This is a genomic window from Georgenia sp. SYP-B2076, assembly GCF_003991205.1.
Classification (GTDB): Bacteria; Actinomycetota; Actinomycetes; order Actinomycetales; family Actinomycetaceae; genus Georgenia.
Map to the genome: position 1 here is coordinate 187,264 of NZ_RXOZ01000022.1, position 26,055 is coordinate 213,318.

The 26,055-nt window shown below is 68.1% G+C and carries 24 protein-coding genes; 6 read left to right on the forward strand and 18 right to left on the reverse strand.

What is annotated here, in order from left to right:
* Window positions 1–47: 47 nt before the first annotated feature.
* From EJK16_RS10170 to EJK16_RS10245, 16 genes are all read right to left on the reverse strand, one after another.
* Complete coding sequence (locus tag EJK16_RS10170; protein WP_127128914.1) at window positions 48–836, reverse strand: enoyl-CoA hydratase/isomerase family protein; 789 nt, start codon at window positions 834–836, stop codon at window positions 48–50.
* Window positions 837–1,064: 228 nt separating this feature from the next.
* Window positions 1,065–1,331, reverse strand: coding sequence for a hypothetical protein (locus tag EJK16_RS10175; protein ID WP_127128916.1), 267 nt, complete (start codon window positions 1,329–1,331; stop codon window positions 1,065–1,067).
* Entirely contained in the window at window positions 1,324–2,433 is a 1,110-nt protein-coding gene (locus tag EJK16_RS10180; protein ID WP_127128918.1) for a phosphotransferase, read from the reverse strand. Before EJK16_RS10180 ends, EJK16_RS10175 begins: the two co-directional genes overlap by 8 nt.
* Before the next feature lie 41 nt (window positions 2,434–2,474).
* Window positions 2,475–3,965 carry a sugar ABC transporter ATP-binding protein gene (locus EJK16_RS10185; protein WP_127128920.1) on the reverse strand — a complete coding sequence of 497 codons (1,491 nt, stop codon included), beginning with the start codon at window positions 3,963–3,965 and terminating at the stop codon, window positions 2,475–2,477.
* On the reverse strand, window positions 3,962–5,032 hold the full coding sequence (locus tag EJK16_RS10190) for a hypothetical protein (RefSeq protein WP_127128922.1): 1,071 nt from the start codon (window positions 5,030–5,032) through the stop codon (window positions 3,962–3,964). The genes EJK16_RS10185 and EJK16_RS10190 overlap by 4 nt, the downstream gene beginning before the upstream one ends.
* Window positions 5,029–7,218, reverse strand: coding sequence for an SMP-30/gluconolactonase/LRE family protein (locus EJK16_RS10195; RefSeq protein ID WP_127128924.1), 2,190 nt, complete (start codon window positions 7,216–7,218; stop codon window positions 5,029–5,031). The genes EJK16_RS10190 and EJK16_RS10195 overlap by 4 nt, the downstream gene beginning before the upstream one ends.
* A gap of 41 nt (window positions 7,219–7,259) precedes the next feature.
* Window positions 7,260–8,297 carry a sugar ABC transporter substrate-binding protein gene (locus tag EJK16_RS10200; protein WP_127128926.1) on the reverse strand — a complete coding sequence of 346 codons (1,038 nt, stop codon included), beginning with the start codon at window positions 8,295–8,297 and terminating at the stop codon, window positions 7,260–7,262.
* 65 nt (window positions 8,298–8,362) lie between these two features.
* The gene (locus EJK16_RS10205) at window positions 8,363–9,385 is read right to left on the reverse strand and encodes an ABC transporter permease (protein ID WP_164737279.1); all 1,023 of its coding nucleotides are present in this window, start codon (window positions 9,383–9,385) and stop codon (window positions 8,363–8,365) included.
* Window positions 9,386–9,602: 217 nt separating this feature from the next.
* Window positions 9,603–10,637, reverse strand: coding sequence for a phosphotransferase family protein (locus tag EJK16_RS10210; protein ID WP_205739697.1), 1,035 nt, complete (start codon window positions 10,635–10,637; stop codon window positions 9,603–9,605).
* The gene (locus tag EJK16_RS10215; protein WP_127128932.1) at window positions 10,634–10,999 is read right to left on the reverse strand and encodes a DUF6285 domain-containing protein; all 366 of its coding nucleotides are present in this window, start codon (window positions 10,997–10,999) and stop codon (window positions 10,634–10,636) included. The genes EJK16_RS10210 and EJK16_RS10215 overlap by 4 nt, the downstream gene beginning before the upstream one ends.
* A gap of 5 nt (window positions 11,000–11,004) precedes the next feature.
* The gene (locus EJK16_RS10220) at window positions 11,005–12,009 is read right to left on the reverse strand and encodes a hypothetical protein (protein ID WP_127128934.1); all 1,005 of its coding nucleotides are present in this window, start codon (window positions 12,007–12,009) and stop codon (window positions 11,005–11,007) included.
* A gap of 122 nt (window positions 12,010–12,131) precedes the next feature.
* A complete protein-coding gene (locus tag EJK16_RS10225) occupies window positions 12,132–13,676 on the reverse strand; it encodes a class I adenylate-forming enzyme family protein (protein ID WP_127128936.1) in 1,545 nt (514 codons plus the stop codon).
* A 134-nt stretch (window positions 13,677–13,810) separates the two neighbouring features.
* Window positions 13,811–15,013 carry a phosphotransferase gene (locus tag EJK16_RS10230; protein ID WP_127128938.1) on the reverse strand — a complete coding sequence of 401 codons (1,203 nt, stop codon included), beginning with the start codon at window positions 15,011–15,013 and terminating at the stop codon, window positions 13,811–13,813.
* 40 nt (window positions 15,014–15,053) lie between these two features.
* Window positions 15,054–15,920: an enoyl-CoA hydratase-related protein gene (locus EJK16_RS10235; protein ID WP_127128940.1), complete on the reverse strand. Its 867-nt coding sequence runs from the start codon at window positions 15,918–15,920 to the stop codon at window positions 15,054–15,056.
* Entirely contained in the window at window positions 15,917–16,591 is a 675-nt protein-coding gene (locus tag EJK16_RS10240) for a TetR/AcrR family transcriptional regulator (protein WP_127128942.1), read from the reverse strand. The genes EJK16_RS10235 and EJK16_RS10240 overlap by 4 nt, the downstream gene beginning before the upstream one ends.
* A gap of 48 nt (window positions 16,592–16,639) precedes the next feature.
* Window positions 16,640–17,785 (reverse strand): thiolase family protein, encoded by a 1,146-nt coding sequence (locus tag EJK16_RS10245; RefSeq protein WP_127128944.1) that lies wholly within the window; start codon window positions 17,783–17,785, stop codon window positions 16,640–16,642.
* Between the two features lie 145 nt (window positions 17,786–17,930).
* On the opposite strand from EJK16_RS10245, the gene EJK16_RS10250 reads away from it, so the two are divergent.
* The 5 genes from EJK16_RS10250 (at window position 17,931) to EJK16_RS10270 (ending at window position 23,370) form a co-directional block, all read left to right on the forward strand.
* Window positions 17,931–19,037: a hypothetical protein gene (locus EJK16_RS10250; RefSeq protein ID WP_127128946.1), complete on the forward strand. Its 1,107-nt coding sequence runs from the start codon at window positions 17,931–17,933 to the stop codon at window positions 19,035–19,037.
* 86 nt (window positions 19,038–19,123) lie between these two features.
* Window positions 19,124–20,200: a thiolase family protein gene (locus EJK16_RS10255; protein ID WP_127128948.1), complete on the forward strand. Its 1,077-nt coding sequence runs from the start codon at window positions 19,124–19,126 to the stop codon at window positions 20,198–20,200.
* 32 nt (window positions 20,201–20,232) lie between these two features.
* Window positions 20,233–20,709 (forward strand): Zn-ribbon domain-containing OB-fold protein, encoded by a 477-nt coding sequence (locus tag EJK16_RS10260; protein ID WP_127128950.1) that lies wholly within the window; start codon window positions 20,233–20,235, stop codon window positions 20,707–20,709.
* 33 nt (window positions 20,710–20,742) lie between these two features.
* Complete coding sequence (locus tag EJK16_RS10265) at window positions 20,743–22,290, forward strand: AMP-binding protein (protein ID WP_127128952.1); 1,548 nt, start codon at window positions 20,743–20,745, stop codon at window positions 22,288–22,290.
* 39 nt (window positions 22,291–22,329) lie between these two features.
* Window positions 22,330–23,370, forward strand: a complete 1,041-nt coding sequence (locus EJK16_RS10270) for an LLM class F420-dependent oxidoreductase (protein WP_127128954.1) — start codon at window positions 22,330–22,332, stop codon at window positions 23,368–23,370.
* Window positions 23,371–23,385: 15 nt separating this feature from the next.
* Here EJK16_RS10270 and EJK16_RS10275 read toward each other — a convergent pair whose 3' ends face one another.
* Window positions 23,386–24,156 carry an enoyl-CoA hydratase/isomerase family protein gene (locus EJK16_RS10275; RefSeq protein ID WP_127128956.1) on the reverse strand — a complete coding sequence of 257 codons (771 nt, stop codon included), beginning with the start codon at window positions 24,154–24,156 and terminating at the stop codon, window positions 23,386–23,388.
* Window positions 24,156–25,319: an acyl-CoA dehydrogenase family protein gene (locus EJK16_RS10280; protein ID WP_127128958.1), complete on the reverse strand. Its 1,164-nt coding sequence runs from the start codon at window positions 25,317–25,319 to the stop codon at window positions 24,156–24,158. Before EJK16_RS10280 ends, EJK16_RS10275 begins: the two co-directional genes overlap by 1 nt.
* A gap of 285 nt (window positions 25,320–25,604) precedes the next feature.
* On the opposite strand from EJK16_RS10280, the gene EJK16_RS19575 reads away from it, so the two are divergent.
* On the forward strand, window positions 25,605–25,955 hold the full coding sequence (locus tag EJK16_RS19575) for a nitroreductase/quinone reductase family protein (protein ID WP_164737280.1): 351 nt from the start codon (window positions 25,605–25,607) through the stop codon (window positions 25,953–25,955).
* The last annotated feature ends 100 nt before the right edge of the window (window positions 25,956–26,055 follow it).

The window sequence follows — 26,055 nt, forward strand, 5'->3', positions numbered from 1 at the left end:
GTGGGGTGCTGTCTCAAGGGTCATCGGATCCGAGAGTGCGCGAGCGCCTACTCGTCACGATCCCCACGGGACGCGCCGAGCACGCCGTGCAGGCGGGACCGGAACGCCGGGGAGTTGACGAGCTGGGGGATCGTCCGCGCCTCGTGGTCGGCGGCGGCCCGCCATGGGGCCAGCGTCACCAGATCAACGGCCTCGATCGACGCCCTCAGCCCGTCGGCCGAGCTCGCGCGCAAGGTGCTCAGCACGCGCTCGAGGGTCTCGTCGAGGTGGGTCTTCGCCACCACGTAGGTGACGAGTCCCGCGCGTTCCGCCTCGTACGCGGACAGCGGCTCGGCCAGCAGCGTCATCCGCAGCGCACGCATCCGGCCCGTCGAGGCGGCGAGGAGGAGGCTGGCGTTGCCTTCGGGCATGAGGCCGAGGCGCGAGAAGGCGATCATGAAGCTCGCCGATTCGGCCGCGATGACCACGTGTGAGGCCAGGGCCAGCGCTACGCCGAGACCCGCTACCGGCCCGTCCAACACGGCCACGACGGGCTTGGCGCACCGTGCGATCGACCCGACCAGCCGCTCGACGTCACGTGACTGGATGGTGGGGCGCCCCGCGAGGGCCGCGTCCACCCCCTCGGTGAAGTCCGCCCCTGAACAGAAGGCGCCTCCAGCTCCACGCAGGACGACCACCCGTACTCCCGGATCGCTCGATGCCGCGTCGAACAGCTCGGGAAGCCCCCGGATCATCTCGTTCGTCAGCGCGTTCTTGCGTCGCGGGCGGTCGAGCAGGATCTCGAAGGCCTCGTCCGTCAGACGAGTCCGCACGCCAGCCGGCTCTGCCGCATCCATACCGCCAGACTGGCAGACCAGACGCGACGGTCCTGTCTCTTACTGCGACACGTCCCGGGCGCGATCGGGGGTCCGGTTGTGAGCACACGAGGTCGGGCACGAGAATGAGCACGACCATGGCGTCCATCCCAAGGTGGTGTCGATGGTCCCAGATCCGGGTGCTGGACCGCCCCGTCCACCATCGCCGGGCTTCAGGGGGCGCCCGCCCCGCCCCTGTCTCGCGTCGGTTTAGTCGCTGCCGGCCCCGACGCCGGTCACCGGAGGCACGACCGAGGTGACGATCGGCGGGTCAGCGGCCCGGATGAGCGTGGCGCGGACGACCTCAGCGTCAGCATCCACGACCAGCGTCAGGTCCACGCGCACCGCCACCGCGCCGGTCGTGACTCGCGTCGCCGCGCGGAACAGCACCTCCTCGAGGAGTGCTTTTCCCCAGGACGCGAGGTCCACCTCGTCTGGCGCGACGCCGTCGAAGCTCGAGGTCGGCTGCTCATGCATCGAGGGCCCCCGTGTCGGCGATGGCGGCGGTCAGCCGCTCGATCATGAGCAGGGACATGTCTTGCGGTTGCATGTCCGGCATGGACGGCGGGTGGACAAGCGTAGGAGTCCACATGAGCAGCGCGGTGAACAGCTGCAGCCGATACGCCTGCCACGCGTCGTCGAAGGAGATGCGGACGTCGAACCTGTCCCGCAGCCGGTCGAGATAACGGCGGAGGAGGTCGAGTTCCCACTCCCGGCGGTCGCCGGCCGCGAGCGTCGTCGCCACCGCGTATGCGACGTCCCTGGCCCAGTGCCCGGCACAGATGTCGCCCCAGTCCGCCAAGCCCATCCTGCCCTGGCTCGTTCGATACCAGTTCCCGAGATGGACGTCAGAGTGCAGGAACGTCCGGGGAGCAGATGCATGAGCGGCGACTGCCTTATCCGTCTGCGCCCAGATCTCTCCCCACCGCTCCCGGACGATGGGCGGGATGACGTCGACAGCCAGGTCGCGTGCTCCCTCGTGCCCGTCCCGGACCCCCAGCCGGACCATCGCCTGCATGAACGTCTCGTAGTGCGGTAACCAGCCGCCCTCACCCCAGAGCCGGGCGTCGCCGAAGTGGGGTCCGTGCAGGTCCGCGAGGAGGTCGACGACCTGCTCGGCCTCTGCTCTGGACACGTGCGCCGAGGGCATGAGGAATGTCGCCCCCTTTCCGACGACCAGGTCCTCCATGAGGTGGAACGATCGGCCCGAGGCCGGGTCTGCGCCCGAGTAGCGACTGACCGGTGCCTCGACGTCCAGGGCAGGGCGGACCTCCCGATAGAACCGGACCTCCGGGATCCCACCCATCCAGGTGGACAGGCGATTGAGGACACCCGGCGACGCCCGAGCGAACAGTGCTTCCGGCAGTCCGGCCGAGCGTCCGACGTCGTTGTACCGCACCGCGACGGAGCGCCGGACGGTCGAGCCGGTGTCCGCCGCGCCGACGGAGAAGTCCTCGACCGTCGCGCCGCCCACGCCGACGCAGAGAACGTCCGTCAGCCACGCCGGCGTCAGCGCCTCGACGCTCCACGGAACCTCACCGATCTCCGCGGACGGGGACGTGAGATGGTCCCAGATCACCTGAGTGCTGATCCGGGCTCGCGCCCGCAGCCGGGGCGCGATCAATGGACCGCCGCAAACATGATCTGTTCCTCGGTCACGCTCTCGCCCTCGAACTCTGCGACGACGCGCCCACTGCGGGCCACCAGGACCCGGTCGCCCAGCGCCATGACCTCGGGAAGGTAGGACGAGATGACGACGACGGCGGCGCCCTGGTCGGCGATCTCCCGGATCGCCGTGTGGATGTCCTGGATGGAGCCGACGTCCACACCGCGTGTGGGCTCGTCGAAGATGACGATCTTGGGTGTGCGAGTGAGGGACTTCGCGAGCATCGTCTTCTGCTGGTTGCCGCCCGACAGCTCGACGAGCAGTGCCTTCTCAGGACGTAATGTGCGGATCGAGAACTTCTCCACGAGGTCCGCCACGAGCCGGCTCATCGGCCGTGGCCTGATGACGGGCTGGATCAGCCGCTGCGTCCCCAGCCGGCCGGCTGCGATGTTGTCGGCGATCGTGAGATTGGTGAAGATTCCTTTCGCCTTGCGGTCCTCGGTGATGTAGACCAGCCCCGCGCGAATAGCGGCCCGGGGCGTCCTGAAGCGCACCGTGCGTCCGTCCACCCGGATCTGTCCACCCCCCACGCGCCGTCGCTTCAAGGCGCCCGCAGCGATCATGGCCGCCTCGGACCTCCCCGCACCGACGATGCCGGCGAGCGCGACGATTTGCCCCGGGTACACCGAGAAGGACATGTTCTGCACGACCGGCGGCAAGGTGACGTTGTCGAGCTCGAGTGCTGGCTCGACGCCGGCCTCGAACGTGCGCGGCTTGCGACCCAGGGCCACGTCCCGACCGACCATGAGGCGGACGATCTTCTCCCTGGTCATCTCGGCGGCCGGCTCGGTGGCACGTAGCACCCCGTCCCGCATCACGGAGATGCGATCCGCATGCGTGAGCGCCTCCTCCAGGTTGTGGGTGATGAAGATGATGCCCGCGCCGTTCTGCTTGAGGCTGTTCATCGACAGGAACAGCTGACGCGACTCCTCCGGAGTGATCGACGCGGTGGGTTCGTCGAAGATGATGACCCGCGCGGACCGCGCCACGACACGGGCGATCTCCACCATCTGCTTCTGCGCTGCGCCCAGCGCGGAGACGGGCGAGGTCGGCTCGATGTGGAAGTTCTGCGATGCGAGCAGGATCCTGGCCTTGATGTGCAAGTCATGGAGGTTGTTCAACAGCCCACTGTCCATCAAGAACAGGTTGTGAGTCACCGTGAGAGAGTCGACCAACGAGTTCTCCTGGTAGACCATGCCGATCCCCGCGTCGACCGCGTCACGGGGCTCGTCGAAACTGACCTCGGCCCCCTCCAGGCAAAGGACCCCGGCATCCGGCTTCGTCGCTCCCGAGATGATCTTCGCGAGAGTCGACTTGCCCGCGCCGTTCTCACCGACGACGGCGTGAATCTCCCCCGCCCCGACGTCGAAGTCGACGTCGTCGACGGCGAGTTGTCCCGAATAGTGCTTGGTAAGTCCGGACACGCTCAACAGGGGCTCGCTCATGATTGCCTCTCGACGGTCACGACGGTTCGTGCGCCGGCTGAGCCCACGACGACCGTACCCTCCAGCTCGCAGACGGCGGTGATTCCGTGGATGCGCCCGGACGTTCGGGAATGCGCGCTCTCGACCACTCGCCCCTCGGCATCGAACCGCAGCAGGAGGCCGTAGCTCCGCGGAGGCGCCCACGGCTTGATCTCGCCCATCTCTCGCGCCTGCCCGAGCTGGAGAGGCGCGTGGATGTCCTTCTCGACCGTCAGTCGCGGGATCAGCCAGGCTCGCTCCGGCAGGTCCGACACCATCTCGTTCAACACGTCGTCCTCGTCGAGGAGCAGCTCGAACGCGCGGCTCCGAGGGTACGGGACCGCCGCCCACCAGTCGGCGCCCGTGGCGCAGATCCGACCCGGATAGCCCGGCAGGTTGGCGATCAGCTCTCGGCGCGCGCGGCCACCGCCCGCGCCGAGGACGACGATCGCATGGTCGTGGCTCAGTGACACCAAGTACCCGCCGTCCGTGAACGGGGCAGCTCCCGCCGGCCAAGCCAGCCCGTCAGCGATCATCTCCACCGAGTCGCCCGCAATACGCGCGAGGGCTCCGTCCGACACGCCGGAGACCAGCGCGCGGGACCACGAGAGACCGCTCGTGGACCCGACACATGCCAGCAGGGCGCCGTCAGGCATCACGGACAGTGCCGTGACGCACTGCCTGACGACCGGGTCGGCGCACACGACGACCACCGACCCGTCAAGGGTCACCGCACAGATGCCAGTTCCTTGCACCGCGACGAGGAGCCCGCGCCTCCCGCCGTCGACAGCCAGCGCCTTTGCTCGGCCAGGTAGCGCGATCACGCGCTCCCACGTGCCGCCGTCCCACCGCCTCAACGCCGTCCCGTCGGTTGCGATGACGGAGCCGTCGAGCGAGACGATGTCATCGACATCGAAGGTCGACCCAAGCGCCACGCTCCGGTCCAGCCGGTCGTTCGGTGTCAGCCGGCCCTCCATGGGCGGGATCGTCGGACGGTGCACGCGCGAAGGAGCCAGCCACTCCATGACGTCTGACAGGCGAACCCTCATCGTGCGACGACCTCTCCGACAGCAGACGTGTCGCCCGCGACCGTCCCCGGCACCTTGTACGGGTCGATCGGCCCGACGTCGGCGGGATCGAGGGCAAGCCGTCCGACGCGATTGTTGTGCAGGCCGCCGAGGTAGAGGTAGCCGTTCCGCTCGCTCATCGATGTCACCATCGAGTGCCGCTCCTGCGTGCTGTCCCACAGCACGCGCACGATCTCACCCGCCTCCGTGAACTTGGCGACGCATGACACGTTCGTCTGCCCGAACACCAGGTCGTCGACGGGCAGCTGCCTGATCATCCTGCGGCGAAACTCGGGATGCTTGAGGATCAGGTCCGAGAATCCGGTGCGCATACCGGTGAAGCTGAGCCAGTACCCGCCGTCGGACGCCCTGTTGATGTTGTCGGGATTGCCCGGCAGATTCTCCATGAAGGGTTCGAGCTGCCCTTGCTTCGGACCCGCGATCCAGAGGCGGTCGACCCGGCACGAGAAGGTGCTGGCGATGAGGATCGACATGCCGTCGTGGGCAGTGGCGATCCCGTTCGGACCCATCATGTTCCTCACGACCGTCTCCACCGACCCGTCAGGGTCGATGCGCAGCAGCCGCCCGTCCGGACGGAACTCGGCAGCGAGCAGGTGATGGTTGCTGGCCTGCAGTCTCGTCGAGGCATCACTGACGTAGATGGACCCATCGGCGGCGATGTCGAGATCGTCGGCGAATCTGATGGCGGAGTCGTCGAAGACCCGAAATCGCGTCCGCCGCGTCTTCGTCGCCACCCACTCGATCGACCGATCGGGGGCGATCCGGCCCACGCCGATGCCTCCCACGGCGACGACGAGGTTCCCGCTCGGGTCGAAGACGTGGCCGAGTGGCAGACCGCCCGTTCTGACGAAGATCTCGGAGTCCTCGAAGTTCTCGCCAGAGAAGCGCCAGATCCAGCCGCGCCGATCGCCACAGTAGAGGCGACCCGCATCGTCGACGACGCAGTCCTCCGGCCCTTCGACAACCCCCAGCCCGATCGGTTCGGCGGAGGTCAGGTCCTCGTTGAGCTTCCACACCGACTGCGAGGTGTAGTCGAGCAACGGACCGGACTCGTACCGGAAGGGTGACATGGCGAGCTTCTGGACGAGGTTTCCGCGATACTTGTAGAACTTCTCGTCAAGAATGGCGAAGACGATCAGCGTGAGCGCGAGAGCGAACGAGTACCACTCCTGGTCGAGACCTTGGCGGAAGATCGACTGGCTGAGGATCGCCACGACGAGGGCTCCGACGGCGGCTCGGATGGCAGAGCCGCGTCCACCGCCCAGGCTCACCCCTCCCAGCACGACCGCGGTGAGTGCGACGATCTCATAGCCGACGCCCACGGACGCGCTGGTACTTCCCTGCCGGGCCGAGATGAAGACTCCTGCCGATGCGCTGAGCACTCCACTGATGACGTAGGTGAGGAACGTGACACGGCCGATCGAGATCCCATTGCGGCGAGCCGACCGGCGATCAGTCCCGACAGCAGCCAACCACCACCCCCACCGGGATCGGGTGAGGACGACGTGGGTGACTGCGACGACCGCCACCATAACCCACAGCCCCACGGAGACGCCCGCGATGGCGCCGTGGCCCACGAACTCCCACGACAGGCTCTCGACCGGGGCGACCAGCCGTGCGGAGTAGTGCGACTGCACGAGCTGCAGCATCGCGAAGAGCGCCACCATCATGACAAGAGTGGTGATCAACGGGCGGGTCTTCGCGACGGCGATGAAGAACCCGTTCAACGACCCGAGGAGCGCTCCACCGATGAGCACCACCACGATAGTGAGCGTCGCCGGGAGCTCATACACACGCAGGAGCACCAGACTCCCGATCGCCGCGTTGCCCATGATGGCGCCGACCGACAGGTCGAAGCCACCGCCGAGGAGAACGATCGTCATGGCCACCGCGAGAAGACCGACCTCGACGAACTGAGAGAGGATGACGTGTCGGTCACTCGACGACAGGATGGCCGGCGTCGTCATGGCGAATGCTGCTGCCAGTGCAACGGCGAGGACGACGGGAAGCCCGCCCTCCATCCATGGCTTCGCCAGGACATCACTGACCGTGCGTCCGGGAGCGAGGCGTCGAATCCGCGGCTGACCGGTGGTCCAGTACCCGTCGACAGCCTTCTGTCTCGCCATTGGCTTACCCTGCACACTCATCGGGGGCACCTCATTCGTCGTGGGGGCACCGGGGGTCGCACCTAGCACATGTCCGAGTGCCCGGCGATGTTGGCTTGGTCCAGCATGGTGAACGGGACGTACCCGACGCCCCGGTTCGACCCGGGACCCTCACCGGAGATGAGCAGGTCCTGAACAGCCCACGCCGCCGCCGTCGCGAGGGCGGTCTCGGAGTTGCCCACGGTGGCGGTCAGCCGACCTTGGGCGATGGCTTCGCACCCGACCGCGGATACGCCCGTGGCGTAGACCCCGACATCTCCCTCCAGGCCGGCCACCGAAACGGCTTCCGCCACTCCAAGTGCGGTCTGGTCGTGGATCACCGCGAAGCCGCACAGGTCGCTGTGCTGCTGCAGGACTGTCGATGCGACGTTGTTCGCGTTGACAGGCAGGTAGTCGGTGTTCTGGTGGGACACCACGTCCAGACCTCTCTCGTCGAAGGCGCGCTCGAATCCGGCGCTGGTGGCGATCGACATCCCGTCCGTTCCCGTCCCGCTGACGATCGCGACCTTGTCGCTGCCGGCGGCCTCGCAGCTGTCCGCGAGTCGCAGGGCGACGGTGTAGGCCATGTTCTCGAAGTCGGGGCCCACGAAAGCGTCCGGTGACCGGTTGGCCGGGTTGTAGATGTCGACGACATAGATGCCAGCCGCTTGCGCGCGTTCCACCTGGCTGCCGAAGATGCCGGCATCCGGCTGCTGGATGATGAGGACATCGACCTCGTCGCCGATGAGGGAGTCGATGATGCGGCCCTGCGCCGCCACGTCATAACCCGGGTCGTGCTCCTCATAGCGCATGCCGTTGGCCTCGAATACCGACCTGAAGACATCACCCCAGGCACGCGGCTGCGGATTGTCCAAGATCATCGGGACGTACGCGACCACCTTTCCCTCGAGCATCTCGCTGACGAGAGCTCGCTTCTCCCCGAAGTCGGCGACCGCGGGAATCGCAGGGCTGTCCTCCGGCGACTCCGCGTCCCTCTGTGAGGAGTTCACCGTGCACCCGGCCAGGTAGGCCGGCAGGGCGGCAGCGGCCAGGACGGCGGCGATTCGCTTGCGTAGCAGCATTCTCTCGACCTTTCGGTTGGACGGTGTCGAGCCATGGGTTGATGACGCACGACAAGCGGTCGACGTCAGAGATCGCCCGCCCGGGAGGTCTCCTCATCGCGCGGGTGCAACGACGAATCGATCGCCAGCGCGGCAAGGAGCAGCCCGCCTCGAAGGACGGAGCTCATCACCACACTGACGTCGAGGAGAATCATCAGATTGACGAAGATCGAGATGAACGCGGTCCCGGCCAGAACCCCGAGGATCGTTCCTCGCCCACCGGAGAGGGACACGCCTCCGATGACGGCCGCAGTGATCGCGTTGAACATCAGATCGAGTCCCGGAGCATACGCTCGGGAGTACGAGCCACTGACTCCTAGGTACAGGGCGCCGGACACGGCCGCCAAGAGCGCGACGACAACGAAGACGCCGATGACGATCGAGCGTATCGGCAGCCCCGTGAACCGAGCCGCTTCCGGGCTGTCGCCCGCGGCCTTGATCAGTTTGCCGTACGTGACATGCCGCATCGCGAAGGCGGCTGCCACGAACACCGCTGCCGCCACGAGGATGACGAGATCAACCCCGAGGAGCCGGCCGGTTCCTATCTGCCGGACGATCGCCTGCTGGGGCAGCGTGAAGACGATGTCGCCGCTCAGGAGGGTGGCATTGAAGAGGCCCTCGAAGAGGATCCATGTTCCCAAGGTCGCGACGAGCGAGGAGATTCCTACGAACGCCACGAGCCATCCGTTGATCAGACCGATCACCACGGCGATGACCAGCACCGCGAGGAAGGCTTCGAGCTCGCTCAGTCCGTGTGCCGTCTGGAGCCGGACACCGGCCATCGCAGAGATGCCGACGACGGCAATACCGGAAAGGTCGATGTTCTTGCTCATGAGAGCGATGGAGGCTGCGACAGCAAGTACTCCAAGCGGGGCGGCGAGACGCGCGATGGACCGGAGATTCTCGACGGTCAGCACCCCGTCGATCGTGAGACCACCGATCAGCAGGAGCGCAATGGCGAACACGCCGATGAGATGTCCCTGATCCATCGACACGACGCGGTCCCGCCAGGAAGGCGCTGCTGGAGTGACGTGCATCACGGTCGACATGCCGGAAAGGTAGACGTTGCGCACCCCTCGCAGCGCCGGTGCGCCAAGATGAGACACACCCTTGCGGTTGGCACACAGAACGTCGACGCACGACGACGAGAAGAGTGCAGACCGAGTGCTCGGACCGTGAACCACCCAGTCGGCGCGACGGTGCATCAATCGGCAACTTGCGGACGGTCTCGTCGGGGTTTGCTCGACCGCGCAAGCCCACGCGGGCTCAGCGTCGCGCACCACCACCCGTGCCGGCGGCCATGTCACGTCGGAGCAGCATGAGCAGGTCCCACTCCACCTCGGGGATACGTCGCCCGCTCGCCGCCCACACGATGTTGTCGGAGGTCCCCGTGACGACCGGCCGAGCGAGGTCTGCGAGGCCCAGGGCCCAGCGAAGGGCCCACAGCACCTTCCACCACTCGAACCGGGCGACGTCGAAGGTCCCGCCCTCGGCCTCGTACGCCTCCACGAGGTCGGAGCGGCCGCCCAGACCACCGACCTCGAGGTCGTCCACCCCGAACCGCCACATCCGGTTCGCCGCCCACGCCAGGTCCTCCATCGGGTCGCCGCCACGGATCGCACGTTCCCAGTCGAGGACGGCTGCCAGGCCGTCGTCGTCGACGATGATGTTGCCGTTGCGGACGTCGGTGTGCACGATCGCTGTCGATCCGATCGGGTGGGGCAGGTTGCGCTCCAGCCAGAGCAACCCCAGCTCGAGCACCGGCCGGGGGCTCTCGAGCCCGCCCACCGACTCCCGTACGGCCGCCAGGGCAGCGCTTGCCGGCGACGGCGCGTCGGGATAGCTCCGGAGGTCGACCGGCGCTCTTGCCACATCGATGCCGTGCAGTCTCGCCATCGCGTGGCCCAGCTGTCCGATGATGGCGCGCCCGGTCCCCCGCTCCTTGGCCAGCCGCAGGACGCGTCGGGGGATCGACTCCCCCGCGATGAAGTCACTGATGATGACCGCGCGTCCCAGGTCGGCCGCATCCTCGACGACCGCGTGGACGGCGGGCACGGGGACGCCGTGCTCCGCCGCGAGTCGGATGATCCCGGCCTCCGCTGTCGCCGGGTTTCCCTGGATGTGCTCGGGCATGAGCGTCGCGACGAGCTTCCGGCGTCGATCGCCGACGACCGCGACGAAGCTGTGGATCTCGCGATGCGCGCCGGCAGTGGGGCGTGCTAGATCGCGGATCTCCACCGCGCCCGCTCCCCAGAGGTCCGACAGCGTCTCGGCCAGGACGTCGGTGAGGGCGCGGGTCATTCTCCGCTCCATTCGTCGTGCCCGGGCCGCGCGATGCGCAGGTCGCCTCGCGTGACGTCCACCAGAGCACTCCAGGCCTCGTGGACGAACTCCGGACCGGGATCATTGCGGAGCTGCTCGACGACACGGCGCGACACCTCCTCCGGGTCGGCCTCACCAGGGGCGTCGACCAGGCCAGCGAGCGCTCTGGTCTCGGCCGCGCGGACCTCGTCCCCGAGCACCTCCTCCCGGTGCAGGATGCCGAGCAGGCTCGAGGCCACCCGCATCCGGTGTCTGTCCGCGTCGGGCACCACGGCCACGCACTCGTCCACGACGTGCTTGACGACCTCGAGCAACCGCGCGCGGTCGGGAGCAGGCTGCATCCGGCCTAGACCTCCCCCATCCCCTCGGGGACCCCGTCCAGCATCCGGTCGTGATACTCGGCGAAGCCGTGGGTGGTGAAGCCCGCGAGCTCACAGCGGAAGATCACCTCCGCGATACGTGCGACCTCGTCGCCCTTTCGATGGCGCAGCGGCGCGACCCTGAGCGCCTCACCCGTGACCTCCACGTCCCCGTCGGGATGGTGCAGCGTCAGGCGGACGGTCTCCGGATAGTGGGGAGTCTCAGCGCTGTAGGTGGAGGTGATGTCGAACTTGTCGACGAAGCGCACGTTCCCGTTCTCGCACACGACGCCGAAGTCGGGGAGCAGGTGGCCCTCGACCTTCATCACCAGCACCTCGAACCAGTTGTCCTGGTCGGCGATGCCGGAGATCCAGCGCCAGTAGTTGGGGCTGTTCCACTGCCGGGGGCCCCACGAGTGGTCGCGGAAGCCGAAGCCGCGGACCTCCTCGAGCTCACCGTCGAAGCCGATCACGCCGGTGACCGAGTTCGGGCCCCGGAAGTGTCCGGTCGCGAGCGTGGAGGCCATGGCGTCGGCGTTCTCGTCGCCCGGCTCGTGGTTGAGCCCCTCGTAGACGTGCAGCGTCGTGTACTCCAGGTCCATGGTCAGCTGACGAACGGGCGCCTTCGTGAACTCCTTCGCCGGCAGCTCCAGGTCGAACGAGCTCGCAAGCATGTGCAGGGGGCCGGAGTAGCGCACGCGCGTCTTCCGCAGGGGCTCGATGACGTCGAAGCGCAGCCCCCCGGCGTCGAAGCCGGAGTTGTCGGAGATCGGCACGCGGTCGAACCGGAACCCGGCGGAGCCGTCCGGGAAAAACGCCAAGATCGTCAGCTCGGCATGCCCCTCGTTGACACGGTTACCCATCCGCACCAGGTAGTACGTCTGGGAAGCGTCGTAGAACTGGTAGTACGCCGACTCGTTGAACTGCGGATGGTCGGTCGGGGTGTGCATGTACTCGTCCTGCGGGACGATCGTGGCCTCGGCTGACAGCATTCTGCCCCTCTTCTCCTCAACTGCTGCGCGGTCGCACTCGCTGCGGGTACACCGGGATCCCGTTCCTCCGAGGCTTCCACGGTTGGCCCCCACGACCGCGGCTCGTTGCGAAATGCGACACCTCAGCCGTCGACGATCGCGTCTCGTACGCGGAACTTCTGGAGCTTGCCGGATGCGGTACGGGGAAAGGCCGCGTCGCGGAAGTGCCACCGCTTGGGAACCTTGAACTTCGACAGGCGCTCGGCAGCGTAGGCGGCGAGCTCCTCCTGCGACACCTCACCGTCGGGCACGACGACGGCCACGGGGGTCTCGCCCCAGTCCGGGTCCGGCACGCCGAAGACGACGGCCTCGCGCACCCCCGGGTGCCCGTTGAGGACGCGCTCGACCTCGGCGGGGTAGATGTTGATCCCCCCGCTGATGATCATGTCCTTGGAGCGGCCCACGATGAAGACGAAGCCGTCCTCGTCGACCGTCGCCAGGTCGCCGGAGTGGAACCACCCATCACGGAACGCGGCGGCTGTCTGCTCCGGACGGTTCCAGTAGCCCTGTGCGGTGTGTGGTGACCGAAAGACGATCTCCCCCACCTGCCCGGGGGACACCACGGAGCCCGACGCGTCGAGGATCCTGACCTCGCACAGCAGCGACGGCCTCCCGACCGAGCCGACCCTGGCGACTGCGTCCGCGCCCCGCAGCCGCAGGACGCTGGCAGGGGCTTCACTCATCCCGTAGGACTGCACGACCTCGCAGCGGGGCAGCGCCTGGTGCACCGCCCGGAGGAGGTCGACCGGGACCGGCTCGGACCCGGTGATCATGAGTCTGAGCGTGCCCGCCATCTCGCTCGACAGGTGGCCTCCGTCGATCAGCCGTCGCAGCAACGTCGGGACGACCGCCCCCAGGGTGACCCGGTCCTTCGCCCAGGCCCGGACGAGCTCCTCCGGCTTGATCCGGTTGACGTCGGGGTACATCGCCACCCGGCCGCCCACGAGAAGCGTCGCCAGGGTCAGGAAGTGAAAGCCGGCGACCCAGCACATGGCGACCATGAGCAGGTACACGTCGTCCTCGGTCAGTGCGTACTCGTGCACCATGAGGAGCGTGTTGTACATGAGGGTCGACTGCGTGTGGACGGCCGCCTTCGGGGTCCCGGTCGTGCCTGAGGTGTACTGCAGCAGGAACGGGTCGTCGGGAGCGACCTCCTCGTCGACGTCCGCCGGGTCGACTGCTCCGGGATCGATCTCGTCGATCGCCGTCCACCCTGCCCGCTCCCCTCCGACAAGGACCAGCCTGCTCCCGAGGACCTCGTGACCCAGGAGGAAGTCGAGCGCGGGAGAGAGGTCGGGGTCCGACACGACCAACGACGCGCCCGCATCCTCCACGATGTACGTCAGCTCCTCGCCGACGGAGAAGTTGTTGGCCGGCACCATGACGACGCCGAGCTTCGCGCACGCGAACAGCAGGTCGAACCACTCGACCCTGTTGTTCATGAGGATGAGCAGTCTGTCGCCGCGCTGAAGACCAGCCGCACGCAGCCGGCGCGCCGTGAGCACGGCCCGTTCCTCGAGGTCGAGGAACGTCACGTCCCCGTTCCGGGTCGACAACGCAGCTCGGCCGCCGCCGTCGACCGACCCGATGTGCCGCCTGACCACCTGATCCAACCGCACGTGTGTCATCGATGGCCTCCCACGCTGTCGGCTGTCTCGTCAGCGTCGACGTTAATGAGCGCTGGCACTGTGGCGCAGCGGTGTCGCACAGTGGTACACCTCGTCCGCCCACCTTCTAGCGAGGTGGCAGGTGAGCGGATGCGTCACGCCCGGCTCAGCGCCTCGAAGGTCTCGAGGTCGAGCACCGCCTGCGCCATCCGCTCGATGTTGATGCGTGACACCTCGTCGGGCTGCATCGAGGGCTGGAGCATGCCCTGCCCGAGTGTGTAGAGCCAGTAGCCGAACCCGTGGAGGGTCTGGCGGCGGTAGGCGGTCCACACGGTCTCGGGGTCCTGCCCGATCCCGGAGACCTCTCCGACCCGCTCTGCGTACAGCTCGACGAGCGAGCGCTCCCACGTGCGCCGGTCCTCGATGGTGAGGGCGGACATGAGGGCGTATGCGAGGTCGCGGGAACCCTGGCCCCGCGCCAGGGCAGCCCAGTCGTACAGCCCCATCCGCTCACCGTCCTGGGCGAACCAGTTCCCCGAGTGGACGTCGGTGTGGACGATCCCGAGGGGGCCGAGGGCATCCAGCTCCAGGGCGCGCATCAGGCCCGGTTGCACGTCGTTCCGGCGGCCGTGGAGAGCAGCGGGGATGATGCCCCTCGCCCGGTCGAACCCCACGAGCGTCCGTTTCTCGACGTCGACAGCCGCGTTGAGGTGCACCTGCAGAGCCTTGGAGGTGATGATCCAGCGCAGCTCGCTCTCCAAGCGCGGGCTGCCGAGGAAGGACCCGTGCAGGATGGCGAGGTTGTCGACGAGGCTCTCGGCCATCGCCCGCGTCGTGTATACCGTTCGGATGTCCCCGTACGTCACGCCTGACCGTGTGCGGTCCATGTCCTCCAGGAGGACGAGCGCGCGACCCGTCGACCTGTCCGAGGCGCCAAAGTAGCCCCTCGGAGCCCTGAGGTCGGGAATCAGCGGTCGGACGTCACGGTAGAAGCGCGTCTCGGCCCAGATCGCGCCGGTGATACCAACCTGCATGCGGTTGCCGAAGGACGGGGCGTCCTTGACGAATACGGTCGCCGGCAGCTCGGCGACGTCATCCGCCGGGCCCTCGTACGTGAGGTGGAGTCGGCTCCGGCCGGACGTTCCGTCGCTCACCGGCTCCCGTCGCACGGCGATCACTCTCGCCGCCGTGCCCGAGCACACGGCGGCCGTGGCCCATTCCGGGGTGACGTCCGCGGCGGAGGCGGGCACGTCGTCGAGCGTGAGCGGCCGGGTCGGCGCTACGGCGTCCTTGAGAACCCCCTGAGCCACCCGCGCCACGCGGCGCAGAGAGGCGAACTGCGTACTCACATCGGTCATGGCGATCCTCCAGATCGGGCGCCTGGGCCCTCGGGCGCGCTCACGAGAACGTGGGCTCGCTCCACCATGGGTAGAAGCCGGGCATGTCAGTGCTGACCTTGTTGGTGAAGAAGGGCGTGCGCCTCTCCAGGAACGCGCGCACGCCCTCCCGGGCGTCGGGTGACGCTCCCCTCGAGAGCACGCCACGAGACTCCAGCTGGTGCGCCTCCATCGGGTGAGAGGCTCCCAGCATCTGCCACAGCATCTGCCTGCTCAGCGCGACCGACACAGGCGCTGCTCCGTCGGCGATCTCGCGCGCCAACCGGTAGGCCGCCGGCAGGAGGTCCTGCGGCTCGTGCAGCTGGTGCACAAGCCCCCGGGTGTACGCCTCGTCGGACCCGATCATCCGGCCGGTGAGGACCCACTCCTGTGCGGCTGCGATACCGACGATGCGTGGCAGGAACCAGCTGGAGCAGCCCTCGGGGGTGATCCCACGTCGGACGAACGGGAATGCGTAGCGCGCGTCGGTCGAGCAGAGCCGCACGTCCATCGGCAGGGTCAGCGACGCCCCGCCACCGATCGCGGGCCCGTTGACCGCCGCGATGATCGGCTTGGTAGAGGCGAAGATCCGCAGTGCCAGGACGCCTCCCGCATCGCGCACGGATTGCGGTTCGCCGGCAGCTGCCTGCCCCGACGTGCCGGCGATGTGTTCCGCGGCGAACGAGTCCTCCCCGGCGGAAAGGTCGGCACCGGCACAGAAGGCTGTTCCTCTCCCGGTCACCACGACCGCTCGGACGTCGTCGTCGGCGTCGGCGCGATCGAGCGCGCGCACGATGTCGAGCATCCCATCGAGAGTCAGCGCGTTGCGCTTCTCCGGACGGTCGAGCGCGATGGTCATCACGCGCTCGTCGGTCTCGACCGAGATCATGGGACCTCTACCCGGGAACGCGCGGCGCTGATCCCGCCGATGATCAGGCGGAGCATCTCCTCGATGATCTGCTCGGGCGTGGCCGGCCCCTCGGGCCGGTACCACTGGTACACGGAGTTGAGCATGCCGATCACGCCCTGAGCGGACAGGTCGGGGTCGAGGTCCGACCGGAAGACCCCGCCGTCACGCCCTTCGGTGAGCAGACCGACGACGTACGTCATGTAGCGATCACGTTCGGTGATGATGCGCTCTCGCCTCTCGGGACTGAGCCGGTTGACATCACGGAGGTAGACGGAGACGAAGTCTCGGTCGTCCCGTAGCGACCGGGCGTAGCCACGCACCAGGGCCGCTAGCCGGACATCCGCCGGGCCGTCGATCGCCTTACAGGTCGCGACGAGGTCGAGGATCGACTGGTGCTGGCGCAGGATCACCGCCCAGAGGAGGTCGTCCTTGGAGTTGATGTAGTGGTACAGGCTCCCCTTGAGCAAGCCGAGCTCGTCCGCGATCTCCTGCAGGCTGGTCGCGTCGTACCCGCGGCTACGGAACTGCCGAACGGCGACGTCGACAAGCGCTTGCTCGCGGTCGGAACGGGCCTCGACCTCCTGCTGCCCGCCATCTGTCGCCAAGGTAGACAACGCCTTGTGCCGCGTCCGCGTCTTCCGCTGGGTCATGGATCCTTCCCTTCGTCGTCACGCACGTGGTAGCCGGCAGCGTCCGGGTCAGAGCCGCTCCAGGATCGTCGCGTTCGCGAGCCCACCGCCCTCGCACATGGACTGCAGTCCGTAGCGGATGTTCTCGCGCTGCATATGGTGCACGAGCGTCGTCATGAGACGTGTTCCCGAGCCGCCGATCGGATGACCGATCGCCACCGCACCTCCGAGCGTGTTGACGAGCCCCTCGTCGGCGCCGATCTCCCGCAGCCAGGCCAGCACCACCGAGGCGTACGCCTCGTTGATCTCGAAGGCGCCGATGTCCTCCAGCGAGAGCCCCGCCTTGGCCAGCGCCTTCCGGGTCGCCGGGATCGGCGCACTGAGCATCATCTCCGGGTCGTCCCCCACGACCACGGCGGTGTGGACCCTGGCGAGCGGCCGGACCCCCAGCTCCTCCGCCTTCGCCGAGGTCATCATGAGGAGGGCGGACGAGCCGTCGGTGACCTGCGAGGAGTTGGCAGCCGTGATGTCATCACCCTCCCGGTATGCGCTACGCAGACGCCCGAGGATCTCGACGGTGCTCTCAGGCCGGATCCCCTCGTCGCGCGTCACCTCGATCCCGTCCGGATTGACGATCGGTGCGATCTCCCCGGCGAACAGCCCAGCATCCGTCGCCGCCCGTGCCCGCTGGTGGGAACGGACCGAGTACTCATCCATGGCTGAACGAGAGACGCCCCAGCGGTCGGCGACCTTCTGCGCACTGATGCCCTGGTTGAACGGAAGCCCCGGGTAGCGCTTTTCCACGAGCGGGCCGTAGGGCACGCCGCCCTGAGCGGTCGCACCCATCGGCACCCGGCTCATCGACTCGACGCCGCCAGCGACGACGACGTCGTAGTGGCCGGCGACGAGGCCGGCCGCGGCGAAGTGCACCGCCTGCTGGGACGACCCGCACTGCCGGTCGATGGTCACGCCTGGCACGGATTCCGGCCACCCGGCACCGAGGACCGCGCTGCGCGCCACGTTCATGGCCTGGTCCCCCACCTGGCCTCCACAGCCCCAGATGACGTCGTCGACGTGAACGGGGTCGACCCCCGAGCGCTCCGCGAGCGCGGTGAGGACGTGCGCGGACAGCTGGGCGGGGTGGATTCCCGCCAGGGCTCCGTCGCGCTTCCCCAGCGGGGTGCGGACGGCTTCAACGATCACGGCGTCGGTCATGGTGTCTCCTTTTGGCCAAGCCCTTGCCCGATGGGCCCTAGAGTTGATAGAACCAAACTATCGGTTGGTTGTCAGGTCCGGCAAGTATGTGTCGAGGTCACAAAAACCCGTGGCAGCGAGATCCGCGCAAGGAGGAGCAGACCCTATGTCCGACGTCTACCTGGTGGGCTCGGCTTGGCAACAAGTCGAGCAGGACACCGAGCTGCAACTTGACGAGTCGGTGTTTGCCACCGTCTCGAACGCCTTGAAGTCCGCTGGTATCGCGCGGCACCAGGTCGGCCTGACGGTCATCTCGTCCCTCGACCTGTACGACGGCCGTTCGATCTCCAACGCGCTCATCGCACCGGCCGCCGCCGGGTACCTCAACGAGGAGTACCGGGTCGAGGGTGACGCGATGGCGGCAACCCTCTTCGCGACGGCCGCCATCGTCGCAGGCCAGGTCGACGTCGCGATCGTCCTCGCCGCACAGATCCCCGAGATCGGGGCGGCAGACGAGCAGAAGCTGCGGCGGTTCCGCGAGAAGATCAGCAGCTACACGGTGGACGCCCACCTCAACCGCCCCGTCGGAGTGACGGCCGAGGCAACTCTCGGGATGCATGCGAGCGCTCGGGTGGCCTCGGGTCAGGCAGACCTGTCAGAGATGGCGGCGCGCAGCGCGGACGACATCACCCGCGGCGCCCAGAAGCGCGGCGCTCGCCCGGCCGTCAGTGCCGACGCCGTGGCGTCAGCCCTGCGCGTGGTCGACCCCCTGACCGAGCTCATGCTCCCCGCGCCGACGATGAGCGTCGGAGCACTCGTCCTGGCGACGGGCGCCGTGGCCCGGCGCTCCCCCCGTCCCCTCGCACGGATCACCGGCTGGGGATCGGCGACAGCACCCGACACCGACTCCGCCGGGTGGCTCGACTCCCCGGCGGCCGCCACGGAGGCCGCTGCCCGGCGCGCGTACGAGGTGGCCGGCATCTCTGACGCCGCACGGGAGATCGACGTCCTGGAGATGACGGACCTCTCTCCCGCGCTGAGCGCCGAGCTGCTCGCAGCGCTGCAGCTCAGCAGCCTGCCCCGGGACAGGGTGAACCCCTCGGGCGGCGTCCGTAGCAACTACCCCGGGATCGTCAACGGTGTGCTTCGGGTGATCGAAGTCGCCGAGGCGATCAAGGACGGGACGGCGACTCGCGGTGTGGCCCACACACTCGACGATCTCGCCGGCCTGCCCACCTCGACCGCATCCGTACTGGTGATGGAGGAAATGTGAGACAGCACGCGGCAGTCACCGGTGTGGGCTTCACACCGACAACGTCTCCCCGGCGCCAGCAGCTCTCGAAGGACGAGCTGTGCCGCATGGCAGTCGACATCGCGATCGAGCACTCGGGGATCGACCGACGGCAGATCGACACGGTGATCATCGGGGACATCGCGGGGTTCGAGGCCCACTCGGTCCAGTCCAAGACCCTCGCTCCGCGGCTCGGCCTCGCGCCCCTGACGCCGGTCCTGCCGATCAGCACCGGCGGCACCTCGGGCGGGCACCTGGTGAACCAGGCAGCGACCCTCGTCCGTGCGGGCTTCGCGCGCAATGTGCTCTGCGTGGCTCCGAACACGTTCGACGGCCCGCTGGACCTCCAGGAGGTCATCAACACGAACTCACCGATGGTGATGGAGCAGCCGCTCGGCATGGGCGCACTGCACATGGGCGCCTTCTTCCCCGCCGCGTACCAGGAGCAGTGGGGGACGCCGGACTCCGACTTCGAGGCCCTCGCCGAGAAGAACCGCGCGAACGCCGACCACAACCCGTACGCGCACGTGACCACGTCGCTCGATCCCGCGCATGCGCAGCGCATGCTGTCGACACCGTTGCGGCTCGGCATGGTGTGCCCGGTCAGCTCGGGGGCGGTCGCGATGGTCGTGTCGGCCGAGGACGACGCGCGCGCCGTGGCGAAGAACCCCGTCGTGAGGATCGCAGCGCACGGCTCGGTCAGCGACGGCTACCTCGGTGGAACGCGCCGGGACTTCTCCCGGTTCGAGGTCGTCGAGCTGCTTGCACGTCGCGTGTACCGCGAGGCAGGGGTCGTCGACGCGGCTCGCGACATCGACTACGCCGAGCTCTTCAACCCGTACTCCCCCATGGAGTTCCTCCTCATGGAGGACTTCGGCCTCTGCGAGAAGGGCGGCGCCGCACGGGCCCTGCACGACGGCGTCACCAGCTACGGCGGCCGCCTGCCGATCAACCTGTCCGGCGGCGTGACGTGCACCAACCCGGGTGTCTCCGGCCAGATGGCACCCGCGGCGCACGCCGCGCTCCAGGTCATGGGGCAGTCCGCGACCCGACAGGTCGACGGTGCCCAGCGAGCCCTCGCCCACAGCTCCGGCGGGACCTTCTTCCAGTTCCACACAGCAACGATCTTCGAACGAGTCTCGTGACCGACCTCCGTCCAACCCAAGGGAGAGACACCATGACCAGCACTGAGCCGCTCTACCACTCGGTTAACTGGAACCTCGACTACAACCTGCGACTGGGGAAGGCATGGTCGCGCTTCATGCGGGGCCTGCAGAACCAGCAGCTGTGGGCCAGTCGATGCGACGCATGCGACCGGACGTACGTCCCGCCGAAGAGCTTCTGCGAGTCCTGCTTCGAGGCCGTGGCCGACGAGGACTGGCGGCAGGTCGAGCCGGTCGGCACCATCAAGGCCGCCACGATCGTCTACCAGGGCTTCGACGGAGGCCCGGAGGCGCCCTACGCCGTGGGCGCCATCGAGGTGGACGGGACCGACACGATGCTCATGCACTTCGTCGGCGGCGTCGACCTCACCGACGCCGAGGGGGCGCGGACGACCATCGCTCCCGGTACGCGGGTCCGCGCGGTCTGGTCGCAGAGCCCCGATGCCTCGATCACCGACATCGAGCACTTCGTCGTCGACCCTTCTGCCTGATCCGGCCGACACCGAGCGGCTGAGGAGATACCCATGCGTGACACCCTCTGGCATGCCTACCGTCACTCGCTGGACGTCCATCGCGGACGAACGGCGATCGAGCTCGAGTCGGGTGACAGGTACACCTACGACGACCTCGACGTGTGGTCCGCCGCCGTCGCGGAGCAGCTCGCCGACACGGGCGTCGGGACGGGTGACGCCGTCGCCCTCTACCTCCGTAACGGCGTGGAGTTCGTCGTCGCCGACATCGCCATCGCCCGGCTCGGCGCAGTCAAGGTGCCCGTGAACTACATGCTCCCCGAGTCGACGGTTCGATACATCGTCGAGACGTCCGGAGCAACGGCCGTCGTCGCCAGTGAGAGCCTGATCGCCCCGCTCGCCGATCGAGCCGACGGCGCCGACGGGCCGGCGTTGTTCCAGGTCGGCGGGCAGACCGCCGCGGCGCCGTCGGTGCAGATGCTGGCCGGTCGGGAACACCGACGCGGCGACGACGTGCGCTCGACCGCGACGGCGAGCTCACCAGCCGCGATCTACTTCACGGGGGGCACCACCGGACGCCCCAAGGGCGTCGTCCACACTCAGGCGTCGACGGTCTCGCTGCACTACGCCCAGATGCTCGAGGCAGAGATCACCGACTCCGAGCGACTCCTTCTTATGACGCCGCTGGCGCACGCAGCAGGGCTGTTCACCCAGACAGCCCTGCTGCGCGGGGCGACGGTGATCCTCACCGACGGGTTCGACGCGGCAAAGGCGCTCCTTGCGATCCGCAACGCGGGCATCACCTGGACCTTCCTGGTCCCGACGATGATCTACCGGATCTTGGACCTTGTGACGCCGGACGACTATCAGGGAGCACTGCGTACCGTCGTCTATGGTGCGGCGCCGATGGCCCCCGTCCGCCTCGAGCAGGCGCTGTCGGTCTTCGGACCCGTCTTCATCCAGCTCTACGGACAGACCGAGAACCCCAACTGGGGGACCCGGCTCTCGAAGGCCGATCACGACACCGCGCGACCCGGGCTCCTCGCGTCATGCGGCCAGGCCTCAATCATGTGCGACGTCCAGATCGTCGATCCGGACGGGAACCCGGTCCCCGCCGGCACGACCGGTGAGATCTGCCTGTCCAGCCCCTACACACTCGACAGCTACCTCGACGACGCGCCGGCGACCGAGGACAAGTTCATCGGCTCCTGGATCCGCACCGGCGACATCGGCGTCATGGACGACGCCGGCTACGTCTACCTCAAGGATCGCAAGAACGACATGATCATCTCCGGAGGCATGAACGTCTACGGCAGAGAGGTCGAGGACGCGATCGCGACCCACCCCGGCGTCGTCGACGTCGCGGTCATCGGTATCCCCCACGAGGACTGGGGCGAGGCGGTCCATGCGTGCGTCGTCACCTCCGATCCCGCGATGACCCCCGAGGACCTGCTCGCGTGGGTCCGGCCTCGCCTCGCCGCCTACGCCCGGCCGAAGTCGGTGGAGATCCTCAGTTCCCTGCCTGAGACGCCGTTCGGGAAGATCGACAAGAAGACGTTGCGCGCCCCGTACTGGGTGGGCGCAGAGCGCGCCATCGGCTGACCGCCGAGGACCACCGCCCCACGAGAAGGAGCCGGAGACATGCAGCTGGCAAGCATGCTGGAGTACGCAGGCGATCCGAGGAAGGCCGCCGCCCAGGTGACGGAGCGCGAAGCGGCCGGCATCGACATCGTGTGGGTGTCGGAGGCCTACGGGTACGACGCACCGACGATGCTCGGGTACCTCGCGGGTCAGACGCGCACGGTCCAGCTCGGGCCAGGCATCCTGAACGTCTACTCGCGCACCCCTGCCGCCATCGCGCAGACCGTGGCCGGGCTGGACAACGTGAGCGGCGGGCGGGCGATCCTCGGGATCGGGGCCTCGGGCCCGCAGGTCATCGAGGGGTTCCACGGTGTTTCCTACCGCAACCCGCTCGGCAAGGTGCGCGACGTCGTCGCGACGGTCCGTCAGGTGCTGCGACGTGAGGCTCCGCTGGAGCTGGACGGAGCGACTGTCACGATCCCGCTGCCGCCTGAGCAGGGGACCGGGCTCGGCAAGCCCCTCAAGCTGATCAACCACCCCGAACGTCCCGCCGTACCGATCTACCTGGCCTCCCTCGGCCCGAAGAGCATCGCGATGGCCGCGGAGATCGCCGACGGCTGGCTGCCCGCTCTCTGGATACCCGAGCTGGCGCCCGCCGTGTACAGCGAGAGCCTGTCCGTGGGCCGCGCACAGCGCGATCCCGTTCTTGGCGAGCTCGACATCGCCTGTGGCGGGATCGTGGCGATCGCCGAGGGGGAGGAGCGCGAGCGTCTCCTGTGGAAAGCGCGACAGCAGGTCGCCCTCTACGTCGGCGGCATGGGCGCACGGGGCAAGAACTTCTACAACGACGTCTTCGTCAAGTACGGCTACGGTGACGCCGCGCGGACGATCCAGGACCTCTACCTCGCCGGGCGGAAGGACGAGGCCGCGGCAGCCGTCCCCGCGGAGGCCGTTGAGCGCCTCCACCTCGTCGGTTCGGAGTCATTCATCAAGGAGCGGATCGCCGCTTTCAACGAGTCCGGTGTCAGTGTTCTCAACGTGTATCTCGGGCAGCCCGACCTCGACCTCGTGACGAAGGTGAAGAGCTGGCTTCCCGCATGAGAGCTGCGCGCCGGCTCAGCCGTTGGTGAACTCCGGCGGCGTGCCGTTCCGGAACGAGTCGACACCCACGCGCGCATCGGTCGAGCCGATGACCCGCGTGTTGAGTCTGTGCTCGAGCTCGTACGCGTCGCCGAGACGCAGGCTCCGCAGGGCTGCCTCTTTGACCGTGCGTGTCGCCAGCGGACCGTTCTGCGCGATGCGCGCGGCGACGGCCATGGCGCGATCGAGCACGTCGTCCGGTGCGACGACCTCACTCACGAGACCGAGCCGGAGCGCGGTCGTCGCATCGATGGGCTCGCCTGTGAGCATCAGCTGCATCGCGGGCGCCCACCCGATCTGGCGCGGCAGACGCACCGTCGAGCCACTCCCGGGGATCAGCCCGACGCCCACCTCGGGCAGGCCGAAGGTCGCATCGTCTGACGCGATGCGCACGTCCGTGCCGAGCATGATCTCCAAGCCCCCGCCCAGGCACAGGCCGCGCACTGCCGCCACCACCGGGGTGTAGACGCCGCTGAAGAACCGATTCGACGGATCCGGGTTGAGGATGTCCCAGCCTGCGTCGAGCACCTGCGGAAGCAGGCTGACCAGGTCCCCACCGACACTGAAGGCGCGCTCACCGGCTCCACGGACGACGATCACCCGCACCTCGGGGTCCTGGTCCAGCCGCCTCGACTCCTCCCGGAGCTGCTCGATCATCTCAAGTGTCAGCGCATTGAGCTTGTGTGGTCGTTCGAGCGTGAGCACACCGATGCGATCCTCGATCTCGCTCGTGACGACACCGTCCATCAGTAGCTCCGGGGCAGCCCGAGAATGTGCTCGGCGATGTAGTTGAGGACCATCTCGTTGTTGAGCGGAGCGATGCGAAGCAACCGGATCATCGGCCAGAGGGTGACGATGTCGCTGTCCTCGTCGAAGGCGGATCCACCGTGAGCCTGGAGCGCGGCGTCGACGGCCGCATACGAGGCCTCCGACGCCAGGTACTTCGCCACGTTCGAAAGGTCGCCCGCCTGCCCGCCGGCGTCGAAGACCCGGGCGGCCTCGTACGTCACAAGCCGGGCCGCGACCAGCTGAGCCTTGGCCCTCGCCAGCGGGTGCGCGACGCTCTGGTAGCTCCCGATCGGGGCGCCCCAGGGAGCTCTCTCCCGCGCATAGGCCACTGCCTTGGCGACCGCGCGGGTGCCGAGGCCCAGGGTCCAGGCCGCGATGACGACACGTTCGGAGTTCAACGACTGGAACATCGCTGCGACGCCCTTCCCCTCCTCCCCCACCAGCGCTTCCGGGGGCAGAAGGACGTCGTCGAACCAGACGCTGAACTGTTTCTCCGGCGCCTTCCAGTCGATCGCCATCCGGTCCATCGAGACACCGGCGGTGTCTCGCGGCAGGACGAAGAGGGAGATTCCGTCGGCCTTGCGCTCCACCGACTCAGCCGGCGTGGTCCGCGCGACGAGCAGCATGTGGTCCGCCTGGTCGGCACCGGAGATGAACACCTTCTGCCCGTTGACCCGGTAGGAGCCATCGGCTTGGCGATCGGCGCGTGTCCGCATCGCGAAGGAGTTGGTGCCGGCCTCCGGTTCGGTCATGGCGAACGAGAACGTGCGCTCGGCCGTCAGGGACGGCACCACATGGTCGGTGACCTGCTGCGACGAGCCGCTGTGCAGGATCGCCTGGCGGGCGAACGAGGTGAGTGAGAACAGCAACGGAGGCATCCCTGCCTCCGACATCGCCTCCATGGCGGCCGCCGTCGCGACGAGCCCACCGCCGGCGCCCCCGTGCTCCTCCGGCACTCCGAGTGCGAAGAGCCCCTGCTCGGCCATGGCTGCGTACATCTCCACCGGAGCGTCGCCCGTGCGCGTCTTCTCGCGGTAGTAGTCACGGTCCCAGCGCCCCGTGACGCCTTCGACCGCGGTGCGGACGCTTCCGATGAGGTCCTCCACGTCGTCAGACGCCATCTGCAGCCAACCTCTCGTGTCCCACGGCGCATGCTGCAGCCGCGGTCTCCGGCCACGCTAGGCGGGTCGGCTCGGGCTTCCGAGGAGCTGTTCCAGAGTGCGACAGCGAACGCCGGTGGGCGGCGTCCTTCGGAGCTCCGGCACACCGCCGGGTGTCCGCTCACGAGCGTCCGTGTAGCAGTTCGATGCATCCGTCCGCGCCGGTCGAGCCCCGCTGCCCAGCTCACTCACGACCGTGCGAGACCACGTCGCGACCTACGAGGCGACCAACGGGGCCGAGGGCTGATGGACCCCACCTCTGGCGAGTACCCCGTCGTCATCGTCACTCACCGCGGCCGGCGCACGGGCGCAATCCGCAAGAGCCCGCTCATCCGTGTGGTCCACGACGACACGTACGTCCTCGTCGGCTCGTTCGGAGGTGCACCGCGCGACCCGCTCTGGGTGGACAACCTCCGCGCAGCCCCTCGGATCCGACTGCGGGATCGAGACCTGGTCATCGACGCGGTCGCGACCCTCCTGGAGGGCGCTGACCGCGCGCCCGTCTGGGAGACGGCGGTGCGGACCTTCCTGCCCTTCGCCAGCTACCAGACACGGACAACCCGAGAGCTGCCCGTCTTCCGGTGCACACGCTCCTGAGCAGGCAAGCGTGTGTCAATCTCGGACACCTCGCCCGCCGCTCGCTCTGAAACACTGACGGCGTCAAGGGTGATGCAGATCACGTGACGAGTCCTGAGTG